This window comes from Enterococcus sp. DIV0183 (assembly GCF_050541505.1).
GTDB lineage: Bacteria > Bacillota > Bacilli > Lactobacillales > Enterococcaceae > Enterococcus > Enterococcus faecalis.
The window spans coordinates 2,294,305-2,306,328 of sequence record NZ_CP172932.1 but is presented as its reverse complement, the minus strand read 5'-3'; the positions used below and the strand labels follow the sequence as shown (position 1 = coordinate 2,306,328).

At 39.6% G+C, this 12,024-nt stretch carries 13 protein-coding genes, 1 pseudogene and 2 riboswitches; of the genes and pseudogenes, 11 read left to right on the top strand and 3 right to left on the bottom strand.

Going from position 1 to position 12,024, the window contains the following annotated elements; genetic code table 11:
* Positions 1-16: 16 nt before the first annotated feature.
* The 5 genes from IGK72_RS11185 to thiD all read left to right on the top strand — a co-directional run bounded on the left by IGK72_RS11185 (position 17) and on the right by thiD (position 3,457).
* The gene (locus tag IGK72_RS11185; RefSeq protein WP_002384048.1) at positions 17-331 is read left to right on the top strand and encodes a YbaB/EbfC family nucleoid-associated protein; all 315 of its coding nucleotides are present in this window, start codon (positions 17-19) and stop codon (positions 329-331) included.
* 147 nt (positions 332-478) lie between these two features.
* Positions 479-567: riboswitch (TPP riboswitch) on the top strand.
* A gap of 140 nt (positions 568-707) precedes the next feature.
* A complete protein-coding gene (gene thiW, locus IGK72_RS11180) occupies positions 708-1,196 on the top strand; it encodes an energy coupling factor transporter S component ThiW (protein ID WP_002356342.1) in 489 nt (162 codons plus the stop codon).
* A complete protein-coding gene (locus IGK72_RS11175; protein ID WP_002387209.1) occupies positions 1,180-1,998 on the top strand; it encodes a hydroxyethylthiazole kinase in 819 nt (272 codons plus the stop codon). Before thiW ends, IGK72_RS11175 begins: the two co-directional genes overlap by 17 nt.
* Positions 1,995-2,630, top strand: coding sequence for a thiamine phosphate synthase (gene thiE / locus IGK72_RS11170; RefSeq protein ID WP_002387208.1), 636 nt, complete (start codon positions 1,995-1,997; stop codon positions 2,628-2,630). Before IGK72_RS11175 ends, thiE begins: the two co-directional genes overlap by 4 nt.
* Entirely contained in the window at positions 2,627-3,457 is an 831-nt protein-coding gene (thiD, locus tag IGK72_RS11165; RefSeq protein ID WP_002362487.1) for a bifunctional hydroxymethylpyrimidine kinase/phosphomethylpyrimidine kinase, read from the top strand. The genes thiE and thiD overlap by 4 nt, the downstream gene beginning before the upstream one ends.
* A gap of 92 nt (positions 3,458-3,549) precedes the next feature.
* Here the strand turns inward: thiD and IGK72_RS11160 are convergent, their stop codons facing one another.
* Complete coding sequence (locus tag IGK72_RS11160; protein ID WP_002356348.1) at positions 3,550-3,906, bottom strand: winged helix-turn-helix transcriptional regulator; 357 nt, start codon at positions 3,904-3,906, stop codon at positions 3,550-3,552.
* A 144-nt stretch (positions 3,907-4,050) separates the two neighbouring features.
* Between IGK72_RS11160 and IGK72_RS11155 the strand changes: the two are divergent.
* Positions 4,051-5,241: pseudogene (locus IGK72_RS11155) on the top strand (MFS transporter).
* Between the two features lie 50 nt (positions 5,242-5,291).
* Here the strand turns inward: IGK72_RS11155 and IGK72_RS11150 are convergent.
* Positions 5,292-6,653, bottom strand: coding sequence for an MFS transporter (locus IGK72_RS11150; protein WP_002356351.1), 1,362 nt, complete (start codon positions 6,651-6,653; stop codon positions 5,292-5,294).
* 163 nt (positions 6,654-6,816) lie between these two features.
* On the bottom strand, positions 6,817-7,602 hold the full coding sequence (locus IGK72_RS11145; protein ID WP_002356353.1) for a TraX family protein: 786 nt from the start codon (positions 7,600-7,602) through the stop codon (positions 6,817-6,819).
* Between the two features lie 178 nt (positions 7,603-7,780).
* A riboswitch (TPP riboswitch) is annotated at positions 7,781-7,871 on the top strand.
* A gap of 104 nt (positions 7,872-7,975) precedes the next feature.
* On the opposite strand from IGK72_RS11145, the gene IGK72_RS11140 reads away from it, so the two are divergent.
* The 5 genes from IGK72_RS11140 (at position 7,976) to recR (ending at position 11,984) form a co-directional block, all read left to right on the top strand.
* Positions 7,976-8,539 carry an ECF transporter S component gene (locus IGK72_RS11140; RefSeq protein ID WP_002359429.1) on the top strand — a complete coding sequence of 188 codons (564 nt, stop codon included), beginning with the start codon at positions 7,976-7,978 and terminating at the stop codon, positions 8,537-8,539.
* Entirely contained in the window at positions 8,536-9,894 is a 1,359-nt protein-coding gene (locus IGK72_RS11135) for an ABC transporter ATP-binding protein (protein ID WP_031324148.1), read from the top strand. Before IGK72_RS11140 ends, IGK72_RS11135 begins: the two co-directional genes overlap by 4 nt.
* Positions 9,885-10,538, top strand: coding sequence for a CbiQ family ECF transporter T component (locus IGK72_RS11130; protein ID WP_002362491.1), 654 nt, complete (start codon positions 9,885-9,887; stop codon positions 10,536-10,538). Before IGK72_RS11135 ends, IGK72_RS11130 begins: the two co-directional genes overlap by 10 nt.
* 11 nt (positions 10,539-10,549) lie before the next feature.
* A complete protein-coding gene (gene tenA / locus IGK72_RS11125; RefSeq protein ID WP_002379778.1) occupies positions 10,550-11,212 on the top strand; it encodes a thiaminase II in 663 nt (220 codons plus the stop codon).
* A gap of 175 nt (positions 11,213-11,387) precedes the next feature.
* On the top strand, positions 11,388-11,984 hold the full coding sequence (gene recR, locus IGK72_RS11120; RefSeq protein ID WP_002356363.1) for a recombination mediator RecR: 597 nt from the start codon (positions 11,388-11,390) through the stop codon (positions 11,982-11,984).
* The last annotated feature ends 40 nt before the right edge of the window (positions 11,985-12,024 follow it).

The window sequence follows — 12,024 nt, the reverse complement described above, 5'->3', positions numbered from 1 at the left end:
AAGGAGTAGAGGAATTATGATGCGAGGAATGGGCAACATGCAAGGCATGATGAAACAAGTACAAAAAATGCAAAAAGAAATGGCCAAAGCGCAAGAAGCGCTAAATGAAAAAGAATTTATCGGTGAAGCCACCAATCAACTTGTGACAGCGACATTTACTGGTGATCGCACAATGAAAGATTTGATCATTAAAGAAGACGTGGTTGATCCTGAAGACGTTGATATGCTACAAGATTTAGTCATTATGGCTGTCAACGACGCGTTAGTAAAAATTGAAAAAGAAACTGAAGCGACTTTAGGCAAATACACCAAAGGAATGCCAGGATTCTAAAAAATAAGACAAACGAAAGTATGAAAAACGTCATGCCCAAAAAATCGAACTTTTTGGGCATGATGTTTTTTCTGTTTTTGTGGGAAAACTCTTTGGCAATTTTAGTAGTCGCTTCCAAAAAACTATGCTATACTAAAGCCAATTGAAGAGAAACATTTGGGGTGCTATTAGCTGAGATTATACCCATGGAACCTGAAACAGTTAGGACTGGCGCAGGGAAATGTCTTGAAATTTTGACCGATTATTGCACCCAACTACGTTTATTTGTGGTTGGGTTTTTCTGTCTTTTTCAGTCGCGCCTCCTTTTGCTTCTCGCAGAAAGGAGTTTTTTTACGTGGAAAAAAATCGAATCCACAGAGTTACGTTACTGGCTTTAATGATTGCGATGGACGTTGTATTATCGCCGTTAATGCGAATTGAGGGAATGGCCCCTATGTCCAGTGTCATGAACATTATTGCCGGAGTTTTATTAGGTCCTCTTTACGGAACGCTCATGGCACTTGTCTGCGGCTTAATCCGTATGACATTCTTAGGTATTCCGCCATTAGCGTTAACAGGTGCCGTTTTTGGCGCGTTTTTTGCTGGTTTATTTTATCAATGGGGACAAAAATTAGGCTGGTCGATGCTAGGGGAAATTTTTGGGACAGGCATCATTGGCTCGTTATTGTCCTATCCTGTAATGGTTTGGTTTACTGGCAGTAAGCAGAATTTTTATTGGTTCATTTATACACCACGATTTATTGGTGCCACACTGATTGGTTCAGTGATTGCTTGGCTTGTCTTAGTAAAACTGAAAGAAACTCGGGTATTTAAACAAACACAGGAATTATTTTTAGGAGGGTACTTTTATGAAAACAAGCGTTAAGTTTGAAACGATTTTTCCACTGACAACGGCACCATTAATTCAGTGCATTACGAATGAAATTACGTGTGAGTCTATGGCGAATGCATTACTTTATATTGATGCTAAGCCCATTATGGCAGATGATCCCCGGGAATTTCCGCAGATGTTTCAGCAAACCAGTGCTTTGGTTTTGAATTTAGGCCATTTATCACAAGAACGAGAGCAAAGCTTGTTAGCAGCTAGTGATTATGCTCGGCAAGTGAATAAACTGACCGTAGTCGATTTAGTCGGTTATGGCGCCAGTGATATTCGAAATGAAGTCGGGGAAAAGCTGGTGCACAATCAGCCAACCGTTGTGAAAGGAAATCTTTCAGAAATGCGGACTTTTTGCCAGTTGGTGAGTCATGGCAGAGGAGTGGATGGCAGCCCTTTGGATCAAAGTGAAGAAGCAATTGAGGAACTGATTCAGGCTTTACGTCAACAAACGCAAAAGTTTCCCCAGACGGTATTTTTAGCAACAGGGATTCAAGATGTTTTGGTTAGCCAAGAGCAAGTGATTGTCTTACAAAATGGCGTTCCTGAGTTGGATTGTTTCACTGGCACGGGCGATTTAGTCGGCGCATTAGTTGCCGCTTTATTAGGTGAAGGCAACGCGCCAATGACTGCGGCAGTAGCCGCAGTGAGCTATTTTAATCTTTGCGGAGAAAAAGCCAAGACTAAGAGCCAAGGGCTGGCCGATTTTCGCCAAAATACGTTAAATCAGTTATCTCTTTTAATGAAGGAGAAGGATTGGTTTGAGGCGGTGAAAGGACGAGTGCTATGAGAGAGCAATTGAAAGTTTATTTGGTGACAGGCCGGTATGATTTTAGTGATACTGAATTTTTAAAACGAATTGAAACTGCTTGTCGCAGTGGAGTGACATTGGTCCAACTGCGCGAAAAGGAAGTGTCAACACGGCGCTTTTACGAATTAGCAGTGAAAGTTAAAGTGGTAACAGATGCGTATCAGATTCCGTTGATTATTAATGATCGTGTCGATATTTGCTTGGCAGTGGATGCAGCAGGTGTGCATATAGGGGATGATGAATTACCGGTTGCTCTTGTGCGAAAACTGGTTGGGTCCACAAAAATCGTAGGTGTTTCAGCCAAAACGGTGGCACGAGGAGTTGAAGCGGAAAACGAGGGCGCCGATTATTTAGGCGTGGGCGCAATTTTCCCCACAACGACTAAGGACAGTCCGTTAACTTCTTTGCAGACACTTTCTGAAATTGCCGCAGCAGTCACGATTCCTGTTGTAGCGATTGGTGGAATCAAAGAAGAAAATATAGAACAACTTATGGGAACGGGAGTGGCTGGTGTTTCACTGGTCAGTGAAATTATGCTGGCTGAACAGATAACCGAGAAAGTTCAAGGGTTGATGCGTGTAACGGAGCGAATGTTGGAGGCGAGAAAATGACCGAATATAATTTGACCCCACAAGTAGTCACGATTGCTGGTTCTGATTCTGGTGGGGGAGCTGGCATGCAAGCAGATTTAAAAACATTTCAAGCACGGCAGGCATTTGGCTTAAATATTGTCATTGCATTGACGGCACAAAATACGTATGGCGTGCAAGATAGCTTACCGATTCCTAGTTCATTTATTGATGCACAATTCCAATCACTGGCGGCTGATTTTAAAATTGGGGCAGCGAAAACGGGGATGTTAGCAGATAGTGAGCGTGTCGAAGCTGTTGTTCGCAATTTGCAGAAAGTTGATTTTGGTCCGTTGATTGTCGATCCTGTAATGGTGGCTAAAGGTGGACATCATTTGTTAGAAGCCGAGGCAGTTCAAACGATTAAAGAGCAACTGTTGCCATTAGCAACGGTCGTGACACCTAATTTACCAGAAGCGGAAGTTTTACTAGAGACGACCATCAAGACAGAACAAGAAATGCAGACCGCAGCAAAAAAATTACAGCAATTGGGCACAAAAAATATTATTATGAAAGGCGGACATAGCACAAATCAACAAGCGGCTGATTATGTGTTAATGGAAGACGGTTCGAGCTTTTGGCTAAGTGCACCACGAATTGTAACGAAAAATACTCATGGAACAGGAGATACTTTTTCAGCGTGTATCGCAGCCGAATTAGCAAAAGGTACGCCGTTAGAAGCGGCGATTGTGATTGGCAAACAGTTTATACAAGGGGCCATTAGCCAAGCAATTTCTGTTGGACATGGTCACGGACCTACTAATCATTGGGCCCAATTAACGCAAGATATTCAAGTTATTAAAGCATAAGAAGAGCCTGGGGAAAAATCTAAAATGATTTTTCCCCAGGCTTTAAATAGCTTAAAGCTCCCTCTTAATATAGTTTATAAACGTTTTGTTCACTAATCTTCACATTTTAAATAAATTTCTTGGCCTTGTTCTTGCAAATGAGCCACGTGGGATTCTCCCCAATTACATAAGTTATCTAAGACAGCAGAGAGGCTTTGACCATAATCGCTTAAATAATATTCGACTTTTGGTGGAACTTGGTTGTAAACTTTCCGCTCGATAATGTTGTCTTCTTCGAGTTCCCGTAATTGTTGTGTCAGCATTTTTTGACTAATGCCAGTAATACCGCGTTTTAAATCGCTGGGGCGCATGGCGCCGTGCCGTAAATTACACAGAATAATTGGTTTCCATTTACCGCCAATAACATCCATCGTTGCTTCGACACCAATCGCATATGTACGAGTTTCCAAAAAACATTCCTCCTTAATAGGTTGATAATAACCAAAAGTTACTAAAAGGTACCTATGATACAAAAAAGTAGGTACTTATCAAAATTTCAATCTTAGTATATAGTAATTTTTGTTGAAATTCAAATGTTTTTTAGGAGGAAGAGAATGGAAAAGAAAATTTCACCAAATTTAACGCTCTTTGCATTAGCTATCAATGCTTTCGCAATCGGTTCAACAGAATTTATTAGTGTGGGTTTATTACCAATGATTGTTAAAAGTTTTCATATTAGTCTTTCCCAAGCAGGTTTGACTGTTTCTTTGTACGCTTTAGGTGTGACGATTGGGGCGCCGTTATTAACAATTTTGACAGGAAAATGGAATCGTCGCTCATTAATGCTGGGGATTATGCTTCTTTTCATTAGTGGGAATTTAATTGCTGCGTTTGCGCCAACGTTTATTATTTTATTGGTAGGGCGGATACTTTCTGCATTGGCGCATGGCATTTTCATGTCTGTTTCGACTGTCATCGCCGCAGATGTTGTGCCGCCATCACGTCGAGCCAGTGCCATTGCTATTATGTTTACGGGGTTAACGGTTGCAACAGTGACTGGCGTACCTTTAGGGACGTTTATTGGGCAACAAACAGCTTGGCATATGTCCTTTCTTTTTATAGCCAGTATTGGCTTGGTGGGACTGATTGCTAGTTATTTTTTAGTTCCCAAAAATTTACCGATACCAGGGAAGGTTGACTTAAAAGGAATCACGCGGATTTTTACGAACAAACCCCTCGTTTTCTCTTTTCTAATTACTGCTTTTGGTTATGGTGGAACGTTTGCTGCATAGACGTACTTGTCACCGTTATTGGAAAATTTAGGCTTTTCAGCCAACGCGGTAGTGATTATTTTAGTTGTTTATGGCGTAATGGTCGCAATTGGCAATACAGTAGGTGGTCACTGGGCAAATAAAAAACCTTTAGATTCGTTAGTAAAAATGTTTAGCTTATTAATTCTGTCCTTAGTCTTTTTATTCATTACTGTTTTAATGGATAACAGTCTTCTAGGCTTATTAGCAAGTTTGATGTTGGGTCTATTTGCCTTTATGAATGTACCTGGGTTACAACTATATGTTGTAGAATTAGCGGAAAAGTATGTTCCAAAAGATATCACTTTGGCCTCAGCTTTTAATATTGCAGCCTTTAATATTGGGATTACCGTCGGCTCAATGACAGGTGGGGTGGTCACAGATCATTTATCAGTAACATATACACCGATTTTTGGTGGTTTTATCGTGCTAATTGCTGTCTTGTTCGTACTTTATATTCGGAAGCAAGAAGAACAAAAAAACAACTATCTTTAGAAAACTAAAAAAAGCAGCTGGTCACTATGGAACCGACCAGCTGCTTTTTTTTAAGCTTTTTTGCGGAAATAATTCCAGCAAGCAATTAAAACAATTACTAATAAGGTTAACAAGAAAATCAGAGAAATGAGGGAGCCCATCGTTGTCCCCTGAGCAAAATTATCTGCGTGGTCTTGAGCGATATTAATAATCGTCGCTACAATGGCCGTCGCAATAGCGCCAGAAAATTGTTGAAGTGTATTAAATAACGTATTGCCGTCGCCAAAATCTTTCTCCTCTAACAAGCTCATACCAGTCGTCATCATATTACTGTATGCAAAACCTAGACCAATCATATAGGTAACATGTCCAGCGACGAATCCTAATAAAACAGGCATCTCTAGTAAAATTGTTAAAGCTAGCCAACCGATTGTCGCCAAACTTAAGCCAAATAATATAGGTTTTTTAGCGCCGTATTGATCCAACACTCGTCCAGAAAGTGGTGCCAAAATGGCCCCAACTGTAGCACCTGGCAGCATGACTAGCCCAGCTACAAACGCATTTTTTCCAAGGACGATTTGAACAAAGTTTGGTAAGACAAAGGAAATACCTAACAATAAGAATTGACAAACTAAAAAGCCACATAAAAATAAAACGAAGGAGGGATTTTTTAAAATTGTCAAACGTACTAGTGGCTGTTCAGCGGTCGTTGCTCGTTTATAAAAAATAACAAAGCCAATAACGGCTGCCAGAAGTGAAAGCCAGCCAAACAATGTGCCAATTTTACTTAAAAACATCAACAAACCACTAAATAACAGGGCAATACCAATTAAACTAACCAAATCAAGAGTGGTGGTTTTTTTAACAGGTATTTCTGGAATAGCAGATAATCCCATAAACAAAGAAAGTAGTAAAACAGGAATTAAGAATAAAAAGATGGCGTGCCAAGATAGGGAAGATGTTAAGATTCCACCATACGTTGGACCAATGGCTGGAGCAATTGAAGTGGTCAATGTGCCTACCCCCATCATCGTTCCTCGTTTTTCCAGCGGGGTAAAGTTCAAAATAATATGAAACATCAGTGGCAAAGCAATCCCAGTGCTAGCCCCTTGGAAGAGTCGGCCTAATAACAAGATACTGAAAGATGGCGAATAGACATCAATCGCTAAACCAATCAAAAAGAAAAGATTCGCAACAATAAATAAGCGTCTTAACGAATAGGTTTTTAATAAATAATTGGATAAGGGCACCATGATAGAAATAACTAATAAATAAATCGTTGTCACCCACTGCACGGTACCGGTGGAAACACCAAATTCCTTTGTTAATGTCGGAAAGGTTACATTCATTGCTGTTTCAATTAATACGCCAGCAAAAGACATAATTCCTGTCGCTAAAACGGCAGGGAATAATCGTACGTTTTTTTGTTCCATTTAATCACCTCTATAGTTTTCATTTTTTCGTAAAAAAATAGAAGCAGTTTCTATAAGAATAGAAACCGCCTCTCTCTCGACACGCAACTTGCGTGTTATCTGTACGATTTGTTTACATGTTGCATTGTAAACAGTTTTTAGGCAATCGTCAAGCAGAAAATAATTAACGTTGCATGAAGAAACTAATAATTGCAAAAATAGCAATGTGAGCTGGATAGAAAATATAAAAGAAATTCCGCATGCCACGGCCTTTTTCACCATTATAAAGAACAATTGGAATCGCTGCTAAAATCATCATCCATTGGTGGTTCACCCCGAATAGTTCTTGGAAATTATAGCTGGCTGCTGAAATCAACGCAACAACGCCAATTGCTGAAATTTGTAACCACTTTTTGCCATGGAATAAATAAAAAGCTACGGCCAAGAGAACAAATAAAAACCCACCTTCTGTCATCATTAGTGATGGCACAATCAGATTGAAAATTTGGAAACCAATTAAGATAGCAGGGTTGCTTAATATGTCTGGAGAACTAAAAACAACGAGAGGTAGGGCACTGATTAATAAAGGCACAATAAACCAAAGAAGCCCTTTACCAATTTGTTTTTGTTTAAAATAGTCCATAGACTGCATGTAGACCGTACCTAAAAATAACGTCCCAAAAATATTATTGATAATTAAGCCACCTGTTGAAAAATACGCATTTAAAATGCCGTTCAGAATCCCCATAATCCAGAAGCCTAACAATAACCGGAACATGTATTTTCGCCGATTGCTTGTGTGAATGAAGCCTTCAGAACTTTCAAATAAGAAAATAGGTGCAGCAATTCGTCCAATCCATCCGAACCAACCAGGCACGCCTAAAAAACTAAAAAATTGCAATAGATGGTCAAAGACCATTGAAATAACCCCAATGACTTTCAAATGAAAGCCAGTTAATGTTTTACCCATAGTATAAACGCCTCTCTTTCATAAAGAACAATATAACAAAGTCCAGAAAAACCAACCATTTATTTGCCTAACAGTTATCTTACAAAATTGTTTGATTTCTTCAGCTTTTGATGAAAGAAAAAAGTGTCAAGACTAGTTTTTATAATTATTCTATGCTATAGTAAAAGTACATTTTAATAAAAAACATTTGGGGTGCTGTTATGGCTGAGATGATACCCATTGAACCTGATGCAGTTAGTACTGTCGCAGGGAAATGCCGATTTACTTTGATTTTTCACGCACTCATTCTGTCCTAGGATGAGTGCGTTTTCTTTTATCAGGGTTTATTTAAGTCACTCCTTTTGCTTTTTGTTAAGAGAAAGGAGTTTTTTTATTGAAAAAATGGTCATTGCAACAAGTCGTCTTACTCGCTTTTTTAGCCTTTTTGTTTGGCGGTGTTTTTATGGGGGCAGGATTCCTCTATGCGTTATTGAATGCTGCGCTGTTACCATTAGGACTGAGTCCATTTGCCAATGAGCTTTTATTTGGAATGTGGACCATGGTGGCACCAATTGCAGCGATGCTGATTCCACGAGCGGGAAGTGCTGTTTTGGCGGAAGTTTTAGCCGCTTTGGCAGAAATGCTTTATGGTTCGTATTTCGGACCTAGTGTATTAATTTCTGGTGTGATTCAAGGCCTAGGTAGTGAAAGTGGCTTTTTTGTGACACGCTACAAACGGTACGATACACTAACGTTATTTTATAGTGCGATTGGGACGACTATTTTTAGTTATGTGTATGAATACTTTAAGTTTGGTTATGGCAATTACGGTCTGGGGATGAACATTGCTTTAATTAGCGTTCGGTTCGTTTCTATTTGTTTCTTTGGTATTTTCTTAACGAAAGTTATTTTACGAATGTATCAGTCTGCGCAAGGGTTAGCTGTGAAGGCAAAATGAATAGTATCCAATTAAAAGCTGTGTCCTTTTCACGAGAACAACCCTTGTTTGAAAAGACAAATTTAGCAATTCCTCAAGGAACGTTTTCCTTATTAATTGGCGATAGTGGTAGTGGAAAATCAACGCTCTTACGATTGATTGCCGGATTTGCTCCGCTTGATTACCAAGGAGAAATTTTGATTGAAGGAATAGAACGCCGACAATTATCAACTCGTGAAAAGGCGCAAAAAATTGGCATGCTGTTTCAAAATCCCAGTCAACAATTTACAATGAAAACCTTGGAACGAGAACTGATTTTTGCTTTAGAAAATCTAGGAATCCCGCCTGAAGAAATGAATCGAAAAATCCAAACAGCGCTTCAACTTGTTCAGACTCAAACCTTATTCACACGAGAATTAGCGACGTTATCTGGTGGTGAAAAACAAAAAGCGGCGTTGACAGTTCTGCTAGCAATGAACCCAGATATTCTTTTATTAGATGAACCTTTTGCAAGTATTGATCCAACCTCTCGAAAACAATTTATTCAAATTTTAGCAAGACTCCATCAAGCTGGCAAAACGATTTTGGTGTGCGACCACGATTTCAGCGATTACGCTGATGTTGTGGACCAAGTCGTCACGTTGAAAAATGGCCAGTTTGAAAAACAACCGTTGATGTTTATCAAAACAAAACCGCAGACATTTCAGCTTACAACTTCTGTGGTAAAACAACCAATGCTCCAATTGAAAAATTTTCGTTTGTCTCAGGAAAAACGAGTGCTACTTGAAGAAAAAGAAGCGCTTTTGTTTAAAGGAATTACCACGTTGACGGGGCCAAATGGGGCGGGAAAATCCACCTTATTAAAAGCCATCGTTCAGAGACAAAAATATCAAGGGAAAATGTTCTTGGCAGGCCGCCGCTTGCGGGCTTCAAAAAAATTGTATCAACACATGACATTAGCGGTGCAACAAGCCAATCGTCAGTTTGTCACGTTGACTTTACGAGAAGAGCTTTTGTTTGGTCAGAACATGACAGCAGAAAAAAGAAGAAAACAAGAGGAAGCCTTAACTTTTTTAGGTTTAAAAGAAAAACTAGAGCACAGTGTTTTTCAACTAAGTGAAGGGCAAAAAAAGATGGTGCAATTAATTAGTTTGCTGAGCTTAGATTTGGACTGTTTACTTTTAGATGAACCTTTTGCTGGATTAGATGAGCGAGCATGCAATTATTTTGTTGAATGGATCAAAGAAAAAAGTGCGCAACAAGATTTTCTAATCGTCACGCATCGGCTAGAACCTCTCTCTGGCGTGAGCAATTACCGAATAGAATTGCTGCAGCAACAACTGATTATCTGGCAGGAGGGAACCACATGCAAATAAAGCAAACAAATGCAGCAATTTATGCTTCTTTGATTCTTATTTTGACCTTTGAATTATCTTTTTCTCAGTCAATTTTGGCAAATTTGGCGGTTTTTATGGGTTGTGTCATTTTTTTAATAGGCCAGCGAAAATCCCGCTTACTGCTTTGGTTATTTTTCTTGCCACTTTTACCAGCAATCGGGACGTTTTGGTCTATTTATTTGCATGGTACGAGTAGTCAACAAGCCTGGCTTTTGTTTAGCCGAACGTATGCCTTTGCCGGTTTAGGACTAGCTTTTGCTGTAGGTGTTGATTTTGAAGAATTATTGTTGTTATTGGAACAAAAGGGGCTAGCACCGAACTTTGTTTATGGAATTTTAGTGGTGGTTCACGCCTTACCGGAAGTGAAAAGAGAAATTAATGATTTAAAAGAAGCAAGCCTACTCCGTGGCAAAACGTTTCATTTTTGGTCGCCGATGCTTTATGTTAAAACACTGCTCGTCGCTGTTTCTTGGCGAGATAAATATACTGAAGCAATGTCTGCCCATGGCTATGAAGAAGGAGCCACCAGAAGTCGAAAAGAGCATTTTGTGTCAGCAAAAGTCAGTCTGGGGCTTGCTATTTTGATCATCATTTTTACAAATTTGTTTATTTTTCTAACGTAAAGGAGAAACCTATGACATTTACAGAACAAGCCAAAGATCAAGCGCAAGCTTCTTGGCAAGGGAGTTTTCAGCATCCTTTTATCACAGAATTACATGAAGGAACCTTGAGTCCAACGATTTTTCGCTACTATTTAATTCAAGATCATTACTATTTAAAACACTTTAGTCAACTTTATCGCTTGATTGCGGCACAAACGCAACAACCTCGATTGAAAAAATTACTCTTAACAAATGCGGAAAATCTCGCGTTGGGCGAATTAGCTATTCGTGAAACTTTTTTTGAAGAACTAGCGATTACGGAAGAAGAAGTTGCAGCGACACCGATTGCACCAACCGCGTATCACTATGTTTCTCATATGTATCGCCAACTTATTGAAGGAACGCCTAAGACGGCCGCAGCAAGTATGTTGCCTTGTTCTTGGCTCTATCAAGAAATTGGTGCACAGTTAGTCAAACAACACTCACCAGAGCCACTGTACCAACGTTGGATTGAAACCTATGCTGGGGAGGAAGCGTACCAACACGTCCAAGAGGAACGCCAACTGTTAGACCAATTATATGAAGAAAGTTCACCACAAGAACAAGCAGCTATGATCACCGCTTTTGTTATCAGCAGTGAGATGGAATACGCTTTTTGGGAAATGGCCTATACACACGAAACCTGGATTGGTTAATACAAAAGCAAGTCGTTTAGTGCTCGTAACTAACGACTTGTTTTTGTATTAGAAAGCAGTAATTGTCAGTTGCTTTTTTGACAGGGCGTGATAAGATATTCAGTGACGCAAAATCTGTTGTAACTCGCTCAGTAATAACAGAAACGCCTTGCTAAGAAAGGACTGTAGAAGCCTCATGAATTATCCAGAACCGATTGCAAAATTGATTGAAAGTTATATGAAATTACCAGGAATTGGTCAAAAAACAGCGACACGGCTTGCTTTTTATACAATTGATATGAAAGAAGAAGATGCTAATGCTTTTGCAAAAGCGCTAATTAGTGTCAAGAGAGATCTCCATTTCTGTAGTATTTGCGGAAATATTACTGAAGAAGATCCTTGTGAAATTTGCCAAGATAAAAATCGTGACCGTAGTATTATTTTAGTAGTGGAAGAACCAAAAGACGTTATGGCAATGGAAAAAATGCGTGAATATCAAGGCTTGTATCACGTACTCCACGGGGTGCTTTCACCGATGGAAGGAACAGGACCAGAAGATATTAATATTGCCTCTTTGATCAAACGATTGCACGATGATGAAGTGAAAGAGGTCATTATAGCAACCAACGCTACCACTGAAGGAGAAGCGACGGCGATGTATTTATCACGGCTCATTAAACCAGCTGGAATCACCGTTACTCGTTTGGCACACGGCTTGTCTGTCGGCAGCGATATTGAATATGCAGACGAAATAACCTTGCTAAAAGCAGTCGAAGGACGTCGAGAAATTTAAAAGAAACATCGTTGGAAAAAGAGGTTGAAATCGAAGTAGG

Coding starts and splice junctions, on each gene's coding strand:
- IGK72_RS11130 (WP_002362491.1), top strand. CDS start 9,885: ATGCAAATAAAGCAAACAAATGCAGCAATTTATGCTTCTTTGATTCTT.
- IGK72_RS11175 (WP_002387209.1), top strand. CDS start 1,180: ATGAAAACAAGCGTTAAGTTTGAAACGATTTTTCCACTGACAACGGCA.
- IGK72_RS11185 (WP_002384048.1), top strand. CDS start 17: ATGATGCGAGGAATGGGCAACATGCAAGGCATGATGAAACAAGTACAA.
- IGK72_RS11150 (WP_002356351.1), bottom strand. CDS start 6,653: ATGGAACAAAAAAACGTACGATTATTCCCTGCCGTTTTAGCGACAGGA.
- thiW (WP_002356342.1), top strand. CDS start 708: ATGATTGCGATGGACGTTGTATTATCGCCGTTAATGCGAATTGAGGGA.
- recR (WP_002356363.1), top strand. CDS start 11,388: ATGAATTATCCAGAACCGATTGCAAAATTGATTGAAAGTTATATGAAA.
- IGK72_RS11135 (WP_031324148.1), top strand. CDS start 8,536: ATGAATAGTATCCAATTAAAAGCTGTGTCCTTTTCACGAGAACAACCC.
- thiD (WP_002362487.1), top strand. CDS start 2,627: ATGACCGAATATAATTTGACCCCACAAGTAGTCACGATTGCTGGTTCT.
- thiE (WP_002387208.1), top strand. CDS start 1,995: ATGAGAGAGCAATTGAAAGTTTATTTGGTGACAGGCCGGTATGATTTT.
- tenA (WP_002379778.1), top strand. CDS start 10,550: ATGACATTTACAGAACAAGCCAAAGATCAAGCGCAAGCTTCTTGGCAA.
- IGK72_RS11145 (WP_002356353.1), bottom strand. CDS start 7,602: ATGGGTAAAACATTAACTGGCTTTCATTTGAAAGTCATTGGGGTTATT.